The following is a 17,758-nucleotide window of genomic DNA, read 5'->3' as shown; positions in this document are numbered from 1 at the left end:
ATAGTTAAGGTCCAGTTGAACTAACTTTGCATTTTTAATTGAACAAAAGCACATGTATATTTATAACGTAACTACCAATATAGAGGAAACAGCCCATGACACTTGGTTACAATGGATGAAAGAAACCCATATTCCACAAGTATTATCAACCGGTAAATTTTTAAGTGCAAAATTCACCAAGGTATTGGTAGAAGAAGATATGGGCGGTTTTACTTATTCCGTTCAATATACCGTTCAAGATAAAGCAACTTTAGATAGGTACTATGAAGAAGATGCACCCAAATTAATAGAAAGCATTCAACAAAAATTTGCCGGTCAATTGGTTTCTTTTAAGACCGAGTTAGAAGTCGTAGATGAGTATTTTGTACAACGCGCTACGGCAACTCATTTTCTCTTCACTTATGGCACCTTACAAGAAAGAGAAGTACAACTTGCGGTTTTTGCAAGACCCTTGAACGGATTTGAAGATGAATTACCTTCATATACTATATCCGACCAAAAAATTGCAGACCTCTACCCTACCTTAAAACATACCGGAAAAAAAGAGGATTCAATTAAAGGTCAAGTGTACACATTATCTCACCACGAATTACAAAAAGCTGATGTTTATGAGGGTGAAGCCTACGAAAGAATCGAAATTCAATTAGCTTCCGGAAAGAAAGCTTGGGCTTATATTGCAAAATTGTAGGCTATTTAAAATAGATGTATGGGAACAAAAAAAAAGAAATATAAAGGAGATAAATATGCTCATAAAAAGCATCAAGAAAAAGGTCCCGTAAAAGCAAAAAAACACTTAGGCCAGCATTTTTTAAAAGATGAGGCTATTGCCAAGCAAATTGCAGATACATTATTACAGCAAGGCTATAAAAATGTTATTGAAATAGGTCCCGGTACCGGCGTATTAACTAAATATCTTTTATTGCGCGACAGTAATTTAGTAGCTATGGATTTAGATTCGGAATCCATAACATACCTAAACCAAACTTTTCCGTTAGAGCACCCAAAAGCATTTGAAGGCGACGGATCTTTTAAGGTAATTGAAGCCGATTTTTTAAATTTTGATATTTCATCTTTGTTCGGTGATGAGCAATTTGGCATTACCGGCAACTTTCCCTACAATATTTCTACGCAGATAGTTTTTAAAATGCTCGAATTACGGCAACAAATTCCCGAATTCTCAGGTATGTTTCAAAAAGAAGTCGCACAACGTATCTGCTCTCCAAAAGGCAGTAAGGCTTACGGTATACTTTCAGTATTGGTACAGGCTTTTTATAACGCAGAGTATCTATTTACCGTAGAGCCAGATGTTTTTGATCCGCCCCCAAAAGTTCAATCGGGCGTATTGCGGTTAACTCGCAAGGAAAACTTTGAACTCTCTTGCGATGAACAATTGCTGTACAGAGTTGTAAAGACGGCTTTTAACCAACGCAGAAAGACATTACGTAACAGTTTAAAAACATTTACATTATCAGATAATCTAAGAGAAGATACTATATTTGACCTTAGACCCGAACAATTGGCTGTTGACGATTTTATAGCATTGACGAAGAAAATAGCAAATGACACCCTTTAAACTTACAGAAGAATTAGTTTCAGAAATAGAACAGCTCATTGAACTGCACAATGACGCTGAACTAAATGCTATGTTAGGGACTGTGCATTATGCCGATGTTGCTGAAATTATAAATGAATTAGATAAAGAGCAAGCAACATACTTGATCAAGCTACTTGATAGCGATAAAACCTCTGATGTTCTTACAGAGTTAGATGAAGATGTTCGAGAAGCTATTCTAAGTAATTTATCAACAAAGGAAATTGCGGGCGAATTAGAAGAACTTGATACCGATGATGCCGCCGATATTATTGGTGAACTTCCTAAAGAACAGATACAGGATGTCATCTCTAAAATTGAAGACCGAGAACATGCCAAAGATATTGTTGACCTTTTAAGATATGCCGAAGATTCCGCAGGCGGACTTATGGCAAAAGAGCTTGTTAAGGTAAACGAAAACTGGAACGTACTTACCTGCGTTAAAGAAATGCGGGTTCAAGCAGAAAACGTTACTCGTGTACATTCTATCTATGTAGTTGATGATGAAGAAAAGTTAAAAGGTCGCCTTTCATTAAAAGATTTATTGACCACTTCTACAAAGACCCACATAAAAGATGTTTTTATAAAGAACGTAGATTCTGTAAATGTCAATGAAGACCCAGAAGAGGTAGCAAGAATCATGAGTAAGTATGATTTGGAAGCCATACCGGTGGTAGATGAAATCGGTAGGTTAGTAGGGCGAATTACCATTGATGACATTGTTGATGTCATAAAAGAAGAAGCAGAAAGAGATTACCAAATGGCTGCAGGTATTTCTCAAGACGTAGAAGCAGATGATAGTATTTGGGATCTTACCCGTGCACGTTTGCCTTGGTTAATTCTAGGACTTTTTGGTGGCGCCGCCGCCGCCGTGATCATGGGCGGTTTTGAAGAAATGTTTCGCGAGTATACCGTACTTTTTCTATTTACACCGTTAATTGCAGCAATGGCAGGTAATGTTGGCGTACAGTCAAGTGCCATTATTGTACAAGGTTTGGCTAACGATGATATTAAGGGAAGCATTAGTAATAGGTTAATCAAAGAAATGCTTTTAGCCTTGTTGAACGGATTTATCCTTTCTTGCCTATTACTGATCTTTACTTGGATCTGGAAAGGAGATTTTCCTACTTCGCTGGCAATTTCAATCTCATTGATCGCCGTTATAGTAGTAGCCGGTTTCATAGGTACTTTTGTTCCTTTGTTTTTGGATAAAAGAGGAATCGACCCTGCCATTGCAACAGGCCCATTTATTACCACCAGCAACGATATTTTCGGTATTTTGATTTACTTCTCTATCGCCAAGTTGATTTTGGGCATATAATTAAGTGCACATCTTTTTTAGAATACTAAGGCTTTACGTATCTTACTGTATTCATTTTTATTTAAATTAAAATAGCCTTAGCACTATCCTTGAACAGGATTGGTTAAACAGACGCATGAAAAGCATCAACCTAAAAGAAAAATATAATCTTGTTAATGGGTATTGGCATCCGCACCAAATAGGTATGGTAGATAATATGCAGGTATTATTGGCAAAACTAAAAGGTGAGTTTGTTTGGCATTCACATGATAAAGAAGATGAGCTCTTTCAAATTGTAAAAGGCACGCTTTACATGCAATTTAAAGATCGTACGGAAATAGTTCAACAAGGAGAAATAATCATTGTACCCAAAGGTGTAGAACACTGCCCTATGACCAAAAATGATGAAGAAGTACACGTAATGTTATTTGAAAAACAAAGCATTGCTCATACCGGAAACGTTAAGGACGAAAAAACAAAAACAGAATACCCCAAAATATAATTAAGCATAAATGAAAGTATTACATGTAGATATAAATCACCCTTTAATAATTGAACAATTTTCTGAATTAGGTTTTCAGAACGATGAAGATTACACCTCATCAAAAGAAGAGATAGAAGCTAAAATAGCCGATTATGACGGACTCATTATTAGAAGTAGGTTTACTATAGATTCCCAATTTTTAGATAAGGCAAAAAATCTAAAATTCATTGGTAGGTTAGGTGCCGGACTAGAAAATATTGATACCAAGTATGCAAAATCTCTAGGTATTTTTCTTGCCGCCGCTCCAGAAGGCAATCGTAATGCCGTTGGTGAACATGCATTAGGTATGCTTTTATCATTATTCAACAAACTAAATACAGCAGATAAGGAAGTAAGAAATGGTAAATGGGACCGTGAAGGTAACCGTGGTATTGAACTAGAAGGAAAAGTAGTTGGGGTAATTGGTTACGGCAACATGGGCAAGGCCTTTGCCAAAAAATTAAAAGGTTTTGATGTAGATGAGGTAATCTGCTATGATATCCAAGGCGGAGTAGAAGATGATAATGCTCGCCAAGTGGGCATTATGGAATTTCAAAGCAGGGTAGATGTTATCAGCCTACATGTGCCCCAAACAGAATTAACCATTGGTATGGTTGACGCAGCCTATCTCGAAAAATTTAAAAATCCAATTTGGATCATCAATACCGCAAGGGGCAAGTGTATAAAAACCATCGATTTGGTAGATGCTCTAAAATCGGGCAAAGTACTCGGTGCAGGTTTAGATGTATTGGAATATGAAAAGGCTTCTTTTGAAAACATGTTTACCGATGATAATTTACCAGAAGCGTTTCAATACCTAATTGAATCTGACAAAGTAATATTATCGCCCCATGTTGCTGGATGGACCGTTGAAAGCAAAATAAAGCTTGCACAAACCGTAGTCGATAAAATAAAAGCCAAATTAGAAAGTTCCAATGAAATATAAAGCCAGCACACCAGACGAATATATTGCTCAACTACCACAAGAACGTAAAGAGGTTATTGAAAAGCTTAGATCAATTATGCTTACAAATTTACCCAAAGGGTTTTCAGAGCAATTAAGTTATGGTATGTTAGGTTACGTTGTTCCTCATGAACTGTATCCGGCAGGTTATCATGTACAACCAGAACTGCCGTTACCTTTTATAAATTTGGCATCACAGAAAAACTATATTGCCCTATACCACTCAGGTATATATGCAGATACAACCTTAATGAATTGGTTCAAGGGCGAATACCCAAAGTACTGCAAACGCAAATTAGATATGGGCAAAAGCTGTATACGATTTAAAAGTATGGATGATATCCCTTATTCCTTAATAGAAGAATTGTGCACTAAAATGACGGTACAGCAATGGGTCGACTTGTACGAGAGTAATATAAAAAAGGTAGATAGATATGAAAAAAAGAGTAACAGGGCTAGGTGGTTTTTTCTTTAAAACCAAAGATCCAGATCATTCGAAAAATTGGTACAACAAACATTTAGGATTAAATACAGATCAATACGGATGTACTTTTTGGTGGAAAGACAAAGAAGGGAACGATTGCTCGACCCAATGGAGCCCCATGAATGAAGACACTACGTATTTTAAACCTAGCCAATCAAGCTTTATGATGAATTTTAGGGTTGAAAATCTTGTAGAGTTGCTAGAGATTTTAAAAGAAGAAGGAGTTACCGTTATTGGAGAAATCGAAGAATTTGAATATGGAAAATTCGGATGGATCTTAGACCCTGATGGAAATAAATTAGAACTTTGGGAACCAATAGATAAAGCATTTTTGTGATGTTCAAATAATTACTACATTTAACACTTATAATAACCACCAAACAACAATTATAATGTCAGAAGAAAACAAGGATTTTGGAGATAAAGCAGAAGAATCTGTAAATGAATTTAGCGAAGGAGCTAAAAAAACAGCAAATGAATTCACAGCTGGAGCGAAAGAAGCTTTCAGCGGAGGACCTGGAGGGGAAAACAAAAAGGTTCTTGCAGGTATTTTAGCTATTCTATTAGGCTCATTAGGGGTTCACAAGTTCATCTTAGGGTACCAAAAAGAAGGTTTTATTCTTTTAGGTATATCTATAGCTGCTTGGGTATTATCATGTCTTGCTATTGGTTTATTGTTCATATGGATTCCCTCTGTAATCGGATTAATTGAAGGAATCATCTACTTAACTAAATCAGACGAAGAGTTTTACAACACATACCAAGTTGGTAGAAAACCTTGGTTCTAAATAACTTGAGCCAGATATAATCTATCTGGCTTTTTTTAACTTTATCAATATCGCAATATTGCTATATATAAATATCAAATGGGACTCACTAAAACACAAATATTCAATGTAGAGCAAAATGAGCTAGCCGTCATTTTTAAGGTACTATCCAATCCTGCGCGCATTGCCATTTTGCAATATATAAGTAGGCAAGATGCCTGTATCTGTAATGATATTGTCGATGAAATTGGTCTGGCCCAACCAACGATATCTCAGCATCTAAAAGAATTAAAAAGTATAGACCTAATTAGAGGTGAAATTGAAGGCAAAAAAGTATGCTATTGTATTAATCTACCCAAATGGACTGCAATACAAGACCTTTTGAATTCATTCTTTAATACCACAAAAAGTAACTGTTGCTAATGAAGCTTGTAAAATAAAACCTATAACGGTCCATTAAAATTTATAAGAAATGAACAATATCACTATAAGAGCCATGTTAGCTACCGACTGGGATGCCGTAGCCAAAATATATGAGGAAGGTATTTCCACCGGTATGGCAACTTTTGAAACAAATGTGCCTAGCTATGAGTCTTGGAACTCCGCACACATGAAAAGTTGCCGCTTTGTAGCGGAGAGCGATAGTAATATCGTAGGATGGGTTGCCCTATCGCCTGTTTCCAATAGATGCGTGTATGGCGGCGTAGCAGAAATAAGCGTCTATATTGCAAGCGATAGCAGAGGCAAAGGTCTGGGAAAACTATTACTACAACATGTGATAACGGCTAGCGAACAAGAAGGTATTTGGACCCTTCAATCTGGCGTGTTCCCCACAAATTTTGGAAGTATAAAAGTGCATGAATCCGCAGGATTTAGAATGCTTGGTAAACGCGAACGCATAGGTAAATTACATGGCAAATGGGTAGATAATGTACTTTTTGAAAGGCGTAGTAAAGTTGTTGGTATAGATTAAGCCTCCTTATCGGCATTTTGACCTTCTATCAACCTACGCTCCAACTCTGCCTGAAATTCTTCCATTACAGGTTTTACCGTACTTTCGGGTAAGTCCGCAATTTTAATGTACATTAGTCCGTCCACGGAATTATTAAAAAGCGGATCTACATTAAAAGCTACCACTTTGGCATTTTGCTTAATGTACTTTTTTATAAGAACAGGCAAACGTAGGTTACCGGGTTCTACCTCATCAATTAAGCGGTCAAACTTATTTAAATCGGCTTGTGTTTCATCGAACACAAATTCTTTATCGGCATCTTTTAACTTCACCTTGAACTCCTTTTTAGGTCTAATATACTGAGCCACATAAGGATCCCAATAATTAGACTTCATAAACTCGATCATCAACGATTTTGAGAAATTAGAGAACTGGTTACTAATACTTACCCCGCCAATAAGATATTTATGCTCAGGAAAACGCAGTGTAGTATGTACAATACCTTTCCATAACAAGAATAAGGGCATTGGCTTTTGCTGGTACTCTTTAGTTATATATGCACGCCCCATTTCTATGGAATGTTCCATCATACCATAAAGCTCTGGTTCTACCCTAAATAAATCTTGAACATAAAATCCGTCAATGCCATGCTTTGGAAATATTTCTGCACCCATACCCATTCGGTATGCACCAACAATACATTTAGCCTCATCGTCCCAAAGAAAAAGATGATGGTAGTAGGTGTCGAAATTATCTAGATCGATCGCTTTGTTGGTTCCTTCACCAATAGCTCTAAAAGTAACCTCACGCTGCCTACCTATTTCCTTCAAAATAAACGGCATATCTTTTTCCTTCGCTAGAAAAACTTCGTAGTTCTTACTTTGTAAAAGCCTACAATCTTTTTCCCTGAGCTTCTCAATTTCACCCTCCATGACCTCTTTTCGAACGGCGTCTGCTATTTTCTTAGGTTGTTTTGGCAGTTTAAGCGATGTAGGTATTTGATCTATTAAACGCTCTTTTTCATATGCATTGGAGAGCATGTAGGTTTTTCTACGTAATAGAGCGGTATATTCTTCGATACTTTGTTGTTCTTGCTGTGTTGCTATGGATATAGGCTGACCTATTCTCACCTTTATTGGTCTATTCCTCTGGGAAAAAACTTGAGAAGGTATCATGGCAGTTCTTAAGGAATCTCCCATTTTAGAAATCCTATAGAACAAAGAACTGTTCTTGGCATGAAAATATATTGGTACTACGGGAACGTTAGCTTTTTTTATCAGCTTGATAGCGGCTTCTTCCCAGGGCTTATCAACAATAAGCTTACCATCTTTAAAAGTAGATACTTCCCCTGCAGGAAAAACACCCAATACATGACCGTTCTTTAAATGTTCTAAGGTTTTCTTGAACCCAGCTAAATTACTTCTGGCATCTTTATGGTCACTAAAAGGGTTTACTGGTAGTATATAAGGTTTTAAGGGCACCATTCTCTCTAAGAGAAAATTTGCCATTATCTTATAATCAGGGCGTTGCCTTACCATTAATTTAAACAACAAAATACCATCGATAGCCCCTAATGGATGGTTACTTATGGTTACATACGGCCCTTCTTTTGGCAACCGCCTAAAATCATCTTCGGGTATTTCGTAGTCGATTTCAAAATGTTCAAGAATGGCATTGGCGTAGTCTTCCCCTTCTAAATGAGCAATGGAATCATAGAATCTGTTAATAGCTGATATTCTGGTGACTTTCATTAGTACCCAACCAATAAAAGTACCTAACACCCCGTATTTGGAGAGATTGATAGCTTTGGCTATTTCCTTTGCGGTGACTAGACCCATAAATTCATCCTTGTTTAAAGTGTAAATATAGGGAAATAGCCAAAGTAGCTACCTATTAAAAACTATCGAAATAACTACTGTTTTATTTCACCACCAACTGCACGGTTTCTTTACCACGCTGCTCCAATAACAGCTCATGTCCGTTTTGCAACGACTCTAACGCTTTATTATCAAAATGTCTAATGGTATACAAAGAAACATTCTCGTGATGAACTACTTTAAATTTACTTTTTAATTGCTGTAACAAGGCATCTAACCCACCAAATTTATTATCTACACAGACCGAGAAACTTATTGCCGAATTCTGAATTAGATCTACCTTAATTTTATGTTGATGAAAAAGTTTAAAAAGCTCGCTAATGCTATCTTCTACTATAAAAGAAAAATCTAGCGAGGATAGTTTCATCAGTACTTGGTTCTTCTTAACTATAAAACAAGGTACTTTTGGTTCTATACCAACACCTTTACCTACCGTAGTACCTTTATTTTTTGGATTAACAAAAGACTTTACATGCAACGGAATCTCTTTACGTTGCAAAGGCTGCAACGTTTTTGGGTGAATTACCGATGCACCATAGAATGCCAATTCAATTGCCTCTCTGTAAGAGATATTATTAAGTAATTGCGTTTCTTCAAAATACCTTGGGTCGGCATTTAATACTCCCGGTACATCTTTCCATATAGTTACCGAATCTGCGTTTAGGCAATACGCCAATATTGCGGCCGTATAATCAGATCCTTCACGGCCTAAGGTGGTCGTAAAGTTATTATCATCGCTACCTAAAAAACCTTGGGTAATGTTCAATACCTTTTGATCGATATTGGCAACATTCTTTTGTGTACGTTCCCAGTCTACCGTGGTATCTCTATAATTGCTATCTGTCTTAATAAAGTTTCTGACATCTAACCAATGATTGGATATACCGGTTTCTTTTAAATATGCACTAATGATCGTGGTTGATAATAACTCACCGTATCCCACAATTTGATCATAAACAAAGTTATAATTGGGAGATTTATTCCAAACCAAAAAGCCATTTATCTCATCAATAAGTATTTTAATTTCCTTATAAATAGCGTGTGAAGAATTCGGAAATAAATCGGACACTATAGCGTGATGATAATCTACCAATTCGGACACTTTTGCAGGTATTTCCTGCTTATCGTTAAAATAGGCATTTATTATATCTTCCATGGCATTGGTGGTCTTCCCCATTGCCGAAACTACCAATAGTGTATTCTCATACCCTACTTCCTGTAAAACCTTAACTACATTTTTAACCGCATTTGCATCTTTAACCGATGCTCCTCCAAATTTAAAAACCCTCATATTCAATCTAAATCTATACTATTATTTTCTTTTTCTTAAGCAATGGCGTTTAAATATGCCTTAATACCTTTTTGGTCCAATTGAACAACATCCCAATCTCTCATCACATTAGCTCCCTTACTCTCGTAGAAACCAATGGCAGGCTCGTTCCAATCTAACACTTCCCAACATATTCTTCTTACCCCTAATTCATCACCGTACTTTACAACCTCATCTAATAGCGCCGTACCTAAGCCGGTACCACGCATTTCTTTGGTAACGATCAAATCTTCTAAATGTATTACAGGTCCTTTCCAAGTAGAATACCTAGGGTAGACCAAGGCCATACCTACAATTTTGTTATTCTTTTCTGCAACAAAGCAGTGAAACAATTTATGTTTACCAAAACCATCTTCCTTTAAATCTTGCACACTTACCTCAACAGCATTTTCTTCCTTTTCAAAAGTGGCTAATTCTTGAATCAATTGATGCACTTGTTCCATGTCTTCTTTTTGGGCAACTCTAATTGTATATTCCATAATTGTTATAAATAAAACACAAAGTTATAAATTTAAAAAATGTAATTAAAATGAAAATGAATCGTTTAACAAAATACACGATATTTGTATATAACCATAAACTAAAGAATGTCTCCAAAAAGAAATCAGACCCTAGGAGAGTTTATTATTGAAAATCAAGACTCGTTTCAATACTCTTCAGGCGAATTATCAAAACTTATCAATGCCATTAGATTAGCTGCAAAAGTTGTAAACCATGAGGTAAGCAAAGCAGGGCTAATAGATATTTTAGGCGGTGTTGGCGAAACCAACATACAAGGCGAAGATCAACAGAAGTTAGATCTATTCGCGAACGACAAATTCATTCAAACTCTAAAAAACAGGGAAATTGTATGCGGTATAGCTTCTGAAGAAGAAGACAGCTTTATCAGCATCAACAGTAATGATGAAAACCATCAAAATAAATATGTTGTGCTAATAGATCCCTTAGACGGTTCATCTAACATCGATGTAAACGTTTCTGTAGGTACAATTTTTTCCATTTACAGACGTGTAACCCCAATTGGCACACCAGTAACTATGGAAGATTTTTTACAACCAGGTCACAAACAAGTAGCTGCGGGTTATGTAGTTTACGGTACTTCTACCATGTTGGTATATACTACAGGAGATGGTGTAAACGGATTTACCTTAAACCCTGCACTAGGTACGTTCTATCTTTCGCATCCAAATATGACCTTCCCAGAAAATGGTAGAATCTATTCGGTAAACGAAGGTAACTATGTACATTTTCACCAAGGCGTAAAAGATTATATTAAATACTGCCAAATGGAAGAAGACGATAGACCTTATACTTCTCGTTACATAGGTTCTTTAGTATCTGACTTTCATAGAAACATGATCAAAGGAGGCATATACATGTACCCTAAAAGCAGTGTTACTGCAAGCGGAAAATTAAGGTTGTTATACGAATGTAACCCTATGGCGTTTTTAGCAGAACAAGCTAACGGATTAGCTATTGGCGGTAAAAACAGAATTTTGGATATTGAACCAACAGAACTGCACCAACGGGTTCCGTTCTTTTGTGGTAGCCGAAATATGGTAGAAAAATTACAAGAATTCTTAGATAAATATCATTAAAAAAAAGGGAGCTAAAAGCTCCCTTTTTCTTTTACTTTTTTTGAATGTTATTTAATGCTTCAACAAGTATAAATAATCTTCAAAATCGAACTTTCCACTAAAAATAGCAACAGAACGCTCAATTACTTTGTCAGCTTTATCACCTGTAAAACCTAGTCCTATAGCATATTTTTTAATTAAAATTCTCTCTTCGTCATCAATTTCATGATCAGAATAAACAATTCTAAAAAGATCGAACAAACGCTCTAATCTTTTTTCAGAATCTGGAGTAGAATCAATTGGGTATTTGTTTTCTTTCTTAAAAACCTCCTCATACTCAGATCTGGTGATATCTAGTTTCGTTGCAAAACGATCTAGCATTTTCTTTTCCTCTGTACTTATTTCACCGTCAACCGATGCCAATGTTGCCAAAGCCGCAAAGTGTGCCAAATTTCTTCTGTGCTCACCGCTAGTATATAAATCTGCAAAAGACATATCTTATTTTTTAATTATTGAGCAAATATAATTTTTTTAGAGGTCATAGTTTACTTTGACATCAACTTTGTTAAAATACAAAAGTTGTAACTTGACAAGGCTATGAAAACTCCGCTATTACAATTTACAGACAATGGCATTTATTGTGAAAAAGCCAATGTATACCTTGACCCATGGAAACCTGTAGACCATGCCATTATTTCGCACGGTCATGCAGACCATAGTAGGTATGGTCACAAAAAATACATAACCCATCACCGAAATGTTCCCATCATACAACATCGTTTGGGCGAAATACATGTTACCGGTAAGGAATGGGGAGAAACTTTCGTCGTTAACAATGTAAAGTTTAGCCTTCACCCAGCAGGCCATATCTTAGGGTCTTCACAAATTAGGGTTGAATATAAAGGTGAAGTTTGGGTGTTTACCGGTGATTACAAGACAGAAGACGACGGTATATCCACTCCGTATGAACCCATAAAATGCAATACCTTTATTACCGAATGTACTTTTGGTCTACCTGCTTTTAAATGGACTCCCCAAGCAGAAGTTTTTGAAAACATCAATAATTGGTGGGCAGAAAATAAAGCCGAAGGCAAAACCTCAATCTTATTTGGCTACAGTTTGGGCAAAGCGCAACGCTTGTTAAAATACCTGAATACAGATATCGGTGAAATCTATACGCACGGAGCCATTGAAAATATGACCGAAGTACTGCGACCACTGGTAGATTTCCCAAAAACAACTTTAATAACCAGAGAAACAAAAAAAGAACAATTACTGGGCAACATAGTGTTAGCACCACCAAGCGCACATGGCAGTACATGGATTAGAAAAATGGTTCCATATGTAACTGCCTCTGCAAGTGGATGGATGACGTTTAGGGGTGCTCGCAGAAGAAGAGCCATAGATAAAGGTTTTGTATTAAGTGACCATTGCGATTGGGGTGGACTCCTAGAAAGTATTGAAGCTACTGGTGCCGATAAAATTATTTGCACACATGGGTATACAGATATATTCTCAAAATATTTAAGGGAACAAGGGTACGATGCCCGTACAGAAGCCACACAATATGGCGAAGAAGAAACTGAAGCGGCCTTAGCTTCAAAATCGACCGCAGCTGTATGAAAAATTTTGCTCAACTTATTAAAACTTTAGACAGCACAAACAAAACGACCATAAAAGTACAGGCGTTGACAGCCTATTTTTTAAAAGCCAACGATGCCGACAAAGTATGGACCATTGCCATACTATCTCACCGTAGGCCACCAAGACCGGTGAACACTACATTACTAAGAACATGGGCGTCTGAATTGGCGAATATTCCGCTTTGGTTATTTGAGGAAAGCTATCATATCGTCGGTGATTTAGCCGAAACCATCGCTCTGGTAATTCCGGCGGCTGATCAATCATCCGATAAAAGCCTAACGGATTTTCTTCAAGAAATGATTGCGCTCAAAAAAAAGACCGAAGAAGAAAAGAAAACGTACCTCTATGAAAACTGGAGCGTTTTAAATTATTATGAACGTTTTGTATTTACCAAACTGATCACTGGCGGTTTCAGAATTGGCGTAAGTCAGAAATTAATGACCAGAGCCTTGGCAAAAGCTACCGACATAGAAGAGGATATTTTGGCATATAAGCTAATGGGAAATTGGGACCCAGATACCATCACATTTCAAGAGCTAGTTTTAGAAGAAAACGAGAGCGATTACCTATCCAAACCCTACCCATTCTATTTAGCCTACGCCATAGAAGGTGAAGTTTCAGACTTAGGCGATATTCAAGAATGGTCAGCAGAACATAAGTGGGATGGTATACGCTCGCAAGTAATTTTAAGAAATAATGAACTATTTGTGTGGAGCCGTGGAGAAGAATTGGTCTCCGATAAGTATCCCGAATTTGCAAAGTTTGTAGGTGTCATACCCAACGGTACGGTCATAGATGGTGAAATTCTACCTTATCCTAATGGAACAATTGGAACATTTAACGATTTACAAACTCGTATTGGTCGTAAAAATGTAACCCCAGCACTATTAAAGAAAGTACCAGTTATTTTAAAAGCCTACGATCTTTTAGAATGGCAAGGAGAAGATGTTCGTCAATTGCCTTTTATTGAGCGCAGAGAAATTTTAGAGAAACTGTTTAACAATATCACCGAACGTAGCCAAAACGAAATACCGCTTCATATTTCTGAAACAATGCATTTTAAATCATGGGATGAGTTGGCACAAGAAAGAGAATTATCCAGAGAAAAATTTAGTGAAGGCTTAATGCTAAAAAGAAAAGATTCTCCGTATTTGGTAGGACGAAAAAAAGGCGATTGGTGGAAGTGGAAAGTTGATCCCTTGACCATAGATGCCGTACTCACCTATGCCATGAGAGGTCATGGAAGACGCAGCAACCTTTTTACAGATTATACCTTTGCGCTTTGGAATGATAATGAAGAAGGAGAAAAAGAATTGGTGACATTTGCAAAAGCCTATTCCGGACTAACAGATGCAGAGTTCAGAAAAGTAGATGCTTGGATAAAAAAGAATACGCTAGAACGTTTTGGACCTGTACGTAGCGTTACCCCGCACCACGTATTTGAAATAGCTTTTGAAGGTATTGCATTGTCTAAAAGACATAAAAGTGGCGTGGCAACCCGTTTTCCAAGAATTTTACGTTGGAGGACGGACAAAAAAATTGATGAAGCAAATACCTTGGATGATTTAAAAGCGATGATTCCTTAATCTTATGAACAGAGACCAATTGTACAACATCGCAGAAAACTGGTTCGCCGAACAGCATTGGAAACCCTTCAAGTTTCAAAAAGATACCTGGAAAGCGTTTCTGCAGGGTAAGGACGGACTTTTAAACGCGCCTACTGGTAGTGGCAAAACCTATGCACTTTGGTTCCCTATCGTACTTGACTACATTAAGAACAATCCGGATTATAAGACCAAACACAAAAAAGGATTAAAAGCTGTTTGGATTACTCCCCTACGTGCTTTATCGCAGGAAATTAAGCAATCGGCAGAGCGCATAACACAAGATTTAGGAACTCAAATGACCGTTGGCATCCGCTCTGGAGACACTTCAACCAAAGAACGGGCACAACAAAAAAAACAAATGCCCGATCTGTTGATTACCACACCAGAAAGTCTACAATTATTATTGGCTACAAAAGGCTATTATAAAATATTCAAAAATTGCACTGCCATTGTGGTCGATGAGTGGCATGAAATTTTAGGCACCAAAAGAGGCGTGCAGATGGAACTTGCCTTATCACGTTTAAAAAATATATCCTCGCAATTAAGAATTTGGGGAATCTCTGCAACCATAGGTAATTTAGAACAGGCGAGAGAGGTTTTACTGGGCATTGATTCTAATACCATAGAAAATTCGGTGCTAATAAAAGCCAAACTCAATAAGAAGATTACGGTTAAAAGTATCATTCCCAAAAAAATGGAAACCTTTCCATGGCGTGGTCATTTAGGTTTACACTTACTGGAAGATGTTGTACCCATTATTAATAACAGCAAGACCACTTTACTCTTCACCAATACCCGTAGCCAATGTGAAATTTGGTTTCAAAAAATATTGGAAAAGCACCCAGAATATGCGGGCGAAATGGCTATGCATCATGGCAGCATTAATAAAGAAACTCGTGTTTGGGTTGAAAATGCAATTCGCAATGAACAGTTGAAAGCGGTGGTTTGTACCTCAAGTTTAGACTTAGGCGTAGATTTCGCTCCCGTAGAAACAGTAGTACAGATTGGCGGACCCAAAGGTGTTGCGCGTTTTTTACAACGTGCCGGGCGCAGTGGTCATAGTCCCGGTAAAGAAAGTGTCATTTATTTTTTACCCACCCACGCCATTGAACTTATTGAAGCTTCGGCATTACAAAAAGCGGTGAAATTGAATACGGTTGAAGACCGCATACCTTACCTCAACAGTTATGATGTGCTTTTGCAATATTTGACCACTTTGGCGATTTCTGACGGATTCTACCCTAAGGAAATCTATCAGGAAATAAAACAAACATTTTGCTACCAAGCTCTCACGGAAGAAAAATGGCAATGGTTATTGAACTTTTTGGTCATGGGCAGCCAAAGTTTGCAAAGCTATGACGAGTACAAAAAAGTTGAAATAGAAGAAGATGGTAAATTCAAGGTGAATAATCGTGGTGTCGCCATGCGGCACCGTTTTCAAATAGGCACCATTGTAGGCGACGTAAACTTATCGGTAAAATATCAAAAAGGTGGCTATATAGGGTCTATAGAAGAATTCTTCGTGTCTAAATTGAACAAGGGCGATGTATTTACGTTTGCCGGTAAAAACCTAGAATTTATCCGTATCAAAGAAATGACTGTTCAGGTACGTAACAGCAATAAAAAAACCAATAAAATCTCTAGTTGGATGGGAAGTAGGTTAACCCTATCCGCACAGATGTCAGAATTACTACGAAATGAATTATATAGTTCGGGCGAACCGGTAAAAAATCAGTCGGCAGAAATTAGGGCATTGGCTCCACTTTTTGAAAGACAGCGAAGAGATAGTATTGTACCTAAACCCTCGGAATTTTTAATTGAAACCTTTAAGACCAGAGATGGCTACCATCACCTCTTCTACCCTTTTGAAGGTCGTTTTGTACATGAAGCTATGGGAAGCTTGTTAGGGTATCGCATTAGTTTGTTATCACCTATCACCTTTTCGCTGGCATTCAATGATTATGGCTTTGAATTACTATCCGACCAACCCATAGACATTCAACAAGTATTGGATAATGACCTGTTTACGACCGATTTTATATTGGATGATTTACAGAAAAGTTTAAATGCTACGGAAATGGCGCGCCGCAGATTTCGTGATGTTGCCATTATAAGTGGTATGGTATTTACCGGCTACCCGAAAAAGGGAATTAAAATGAAACATTTACAAAGCAGTTCCCAGTTATTATTCGATGTATTTAGGGATTATGAACCTGACAATTTGTTATTTCAACAAGCCTTTACAGAAACCTTTGAGCATCAATTAGAAGAAGGGCGTTTACGATTGTCATTAGAACGTATAGCCACGCAAGAAATCGTTTGGAGAGCATGTGAAAAACCAACGCCGTTTTCTTTCCCATTAATCACCGACCGTATGAGTAGGGAGAAATTATCTAGTGAAAAATTAGCGGATCGCATTAAAAAAATGGCAGCATTATTGATGAAGAAATAGGTAATTTTACAACAATGACCCATTCCATTAGCCTACATAATCAAACTTTTAAAATGCATTTTTCTGGTGCATTGTACTGGGCAGAACAATCCAAACTATTAATAAGTGATGTGCACTTGGGCAAAGTTTCGCATTTTAGAAAATATGGCGCTGCGGTGCCACAACAGGCAGTACAGCAAAACTTTGAAGCATTAAATAACGTTGTAGACTATTTTAAACCAAAAGTCATTGTTTTTTTAGGTGATTTGTTCCATTCCTCATTAAATATCGAATGGTCACTATTTGAGCAATGGGTGGAAACTTTAACCCAAGAAATTATTCTTGTAAGCGGCAATCATGATATTATATCGCCCTTAAAATATGAAGCTTTAGCAATAAAGGTTATTCCCGAACTGATAATCGATTCTTTTTTATTGACACACCACCCTGAAGAACGAGAAGGTGTATTCAATTTTTCAGGACATATACACCCCGCCATTAAATTGAGCGGACTAGGTAGGCAATCGGTTCGATTGCCCTGTTTTTATAAAACCGAGCATCAAATGATAGTGCCTGCATTTGGCGAATTTACAGGCACCTACACCTTAGAACCTTGTGACGGCTGTGAAATTTATGCGCTTTTAGGAGATGCTGTGCTACCAGTACCTATAAAAGAGGTGAAAAAGAGACGTAATTACCGAAAATAGTTCG

At 37.2% G+C, this 17,758-nt stretch carries 19 protein-coding genes; 15 read left to right on the top strand and 4 right to left on the bottom strand.

The genetic code is table 11. The features are described from left to right. Window positions 1–52: 52 nt before the first annotated feature. The 10 genes from EXIGUO8A_RS18855 (at window position 53) to EXIGUO8A_RS08990 (ending at window position 6,602) form a co-directional block, all read left to right on the top strand. On the top strand, window positions 53–688 hold the full coding sequence (locus EXIGUO8A_RS18855) for a DUF4286 family protein (protein WP_159302864.1): 636 nt from the start codon (window positions 53–55) through the stop codon (window positions 686–688). 18 nt (window positions 689–706) lie between these two features. Further along, complete coding sequence (gene rsmA / locus EXIGUO8A_RS09030; RefSeq protein WP_116771767.1) at window positions 707–1,573, top strand: 16S rRNA (adenine(1518)-N(6)/adenine(1519)-N(6))-dimethyltransferase RsmA; 867 nt, start codon at window positions 707–709, stop codon at window positions 1,571–1,573. Then, window positions 1,560–2,912, top strand: coding sequence for a magnesium transporter (gene mgtE / locus EXIGUO8A_RS09025; RefSeq protein WP_159302863.1), 1,353 nt, complete (start codon window positions 1,560–1,562; stop codon window positions 2,910–2,912). The genes rsmA and mgtE overlap by 14 nt, the downstream gene beginning before the upstream one ends. A gap of 115 nt (window positions 2,913–3,027) precedes the next feature. Continuing rightward, a complete protein-coding gene (locus EXIGUO8A_RS09020; protein ID WP_159302862.1) occupies window positions 3,028–3,393 on the top strand; it encodes a cupin domain-containing protein in 366 nt (121 codons plus the stop codon). Window positions 3,394–3,403: 10 nt separating this feature from the next. Beyond that, window positions 3,404–4,360, top strand: coding sequence for a 2-hydroxyacid dehydrogenase (locus tag EXIGUO8A_RS09015; protein WP_159302861.1), 957 nt, complete (start codon window positions 3,404–3,406; stop codon window positions 4,358–4,360). Further along, on the top strand, window positions 4,350–4,853 hold the full coding sequence (locus EXIGUO8A_RS09010; RefSeq protein ID WP_159302860.1) for a DUF1801 domain-containing protein: 504 nt from the start codon (window positions 4,350–4,352) through the stop codon (window positions 4,851–4,853). Before EXIGUO8A_RS09015 ends, EXIGUO8A_RS09010 begins: the two co-directional genes overlap by 11 nt. Next, complete coding sequence (locus tag EXIGUO8A_RS09005) at window positions 4,813–5,199, top strand: VOC family protein (protein WP_159302859.1); 387 nt, start codon at window positions 4,813–4,815, stop codon at window positions 5,197–5,199. The genes EXIGUO8A_RS09010 and EXIGUO8A_RS09005 overlap by 41 nt, the downstream gene beginning before the upstream one ends. Window positions 5,200–5,254: 55 nt before the next feature. Next, on the top strand, window positions 5,255–5,650 hold the full coding sequence (locus tag EXIGUO8A_RS09000) for a TM2 domain-containing protein (protein ID WP_159302858.1): 396 nt from the start codon (window positions 5,255–5,257) through the stop codon (window positions 5,648–5,650). A gap of 78 nt (window positions 5,651–5,728) precedes the next feature. Next, entirely contained in the window at window positions 5,729–6,052 is a 324-nt protein-coding gene (locus EXIGUO8A_RS08995; protein ID WP_116771774.1) for an ArsR/SmtB family transcription factor, read from the top strand. 49 nt (window positions 6,053–6,101) lie between these two features. Next, window positions 6,102–6,602: a GNAT family N-acetyltransferase gene (locus tag EXIGUO8A_RS08990; RefSeq protein WP_159302857.1), complete on the top strand. Its 501-nt coding sequence runs from the start codon at window positions 6,102–6,104 to the stop codon at window positions 6,600–6,602. Here EXIGUO8A_RS08990 and EXIGUO8A_RS08985 read toward each other — a convergent pair. From EXIGUO8A_RS08985 to EXIGUO8A_RS08975, 3 genes are all read right to left on the bottom strand, one after another. Continuing rightward, window positions 6,599–8,419, bottom strand: a complete 1,821-nt coding sequence (locus EXIGUO8A_RS08985) for a GNAT family N-acyltransferase (protein WP_159302856.1) — start codon at window positions 8,417–8,419, stop codon at window positions 6,599–6,601. The genes EXIGUO8A_RS08990 and EXIGUO8A_RS08985 overlap by 4 nt on opposite strands. An 82-nt stretch (window positions 8,420–8,501) precedes the next feature. Then, the gene (locus tag EXIGUO8A_RS08980; protein ID WP_116771777.1) at window positions 8,502–9,749 is read right to left on the bottom strand and encodes an aspartate kinase; all 1,248 of its coding nucleotides are present in this window, start codon (window positions 9,747–9,749) and stop codon (window positions 8,502–8,504) included. A gap of 35 nt (window positions 9,750–9,784) precedes the next feature. Continuing rightward, window positions 9,785–10,267 (bottom strand): GNAT family N-acetyltransferase, encoded by a 483-nt coding sequence (locus EXIGUO8A_RS08975; RefSeq protein WP_159302855.1) that lies wholly within the window; start codon window positions 10,265–10,267, stop codon window positions 9,785–9,787. A 108-nt stretch (window positions 10,268–10,375) separates the two neighbouring features. Here EXIGUO8A_RS08975 and fbp point away from each other — a divergent pair, with 108 nt between their 5' ends. Further along, window positions 10,376–11,386 (top strand): class 1 fructose-bisphosphatase, encoded by a 1,011-nt coding sequence (fbp, locus tag EXIGUO8A_RS08970; RefSeq protein WP_116771779.1) that lies wholly within the window; start codon window positions 10,376–10,378, stop codon window positions 11,384–11,386. A gap of 51 nt (window positions 11,387–11,437) precedes the next feature. On the opposite strand, the gene EXIGUO8A_RS08965 is transcribed toward fbp, so the two are convergent. Then, entirely contained in the window at window positions 11,438–11,860 is a 423-nt protein-coding gene (locus tag EXIGUO8A_RS08965; protein WP_116771780.1) for a tellurite resistance TerB family protein, read from the bottom strand. A gap of 102 nt (window positions 11,861–11,962) precedes the next feature. On the opposite strand from EXIGUO8A_RS08965, the gene EXIGUO8A_RS08960 reads away from it, so the two are divergent. The 4 genes from EXIGUO8A_RS08960 to pdeM are packed head-to-tail and all read left to right on the top strand — an operon-like array spanning window position 11,963 to window position 17,754. Then, window positions 11,963–12,988: a ligase-associated DNA damage response exonuclease gene (locus tag EXIGUO8A_RS08960; RefSeq protein WP_159302854.1), complete on the top strand. Its 1,026-nt coding sequence runs from the start codon at window positions 11,963–11,965 to the stop codon at window positions 12,986–12,988. Then, the gene (locus EXIGUO8A_RS08955) at window positions 12,985–14,595 is read left to right on the top strand and encodes an ATP-dependent DNA ligase (RefSeq protein WP_159302853.1); all 1,611 of its coding nucleotides are present in this window, start codon (window positions 12,985–12,987) and stop codon (window positions 14,593–14,595) included. The genes EXIGUO8A_RS08960 and EXIGUO8A_RS08955 overlap by 4 nt, the downstream gene beginning before the upstream one ends. Window positions 14,596–14,599: 4 nt before the next feature. After that, entirely contained in the window at window positions 14,600–17,068 is a 2,469-nt protein-coding gene (locus tag EXIGUO8A_RS08950) for a ligase-associated DNA damage response DEXH box helicase (protein WP_159302852.1), read from the top strand. 14 nt (window positions 17,069–17,082) lie between these two features. After that, window positions 17,083–17,754 carry a ligase-associated DNA damage response endonuclease PdeM gene (pdeM, locus tag EXIGUO8A_RS08945; RefSeq protein ID WP_159302851.1) on the top strand — a complete coding sequence of 224 codons (672 nt, stop codon included), beginning with the start codon at window positions 17,083–17,085 and terminating at the stop codon, window positions 17,752–17,754. Window positions 17,755–17,758: the final 4 nt, after the last annotated feature.

Source organism: Maribacter litoralis, from assembly GCF_902506355.1.
In the GTDB taxonomy this organism is placed as follows: Bacteria; Bacteroidota; Bacteroidia; order Flavobacteriales; family Flavobacteriaceae; genus Maribacter; species Maribacter litoralis.
This window is presented reverse-complemented; position numbering and strand designations above follow the sequence as displayed.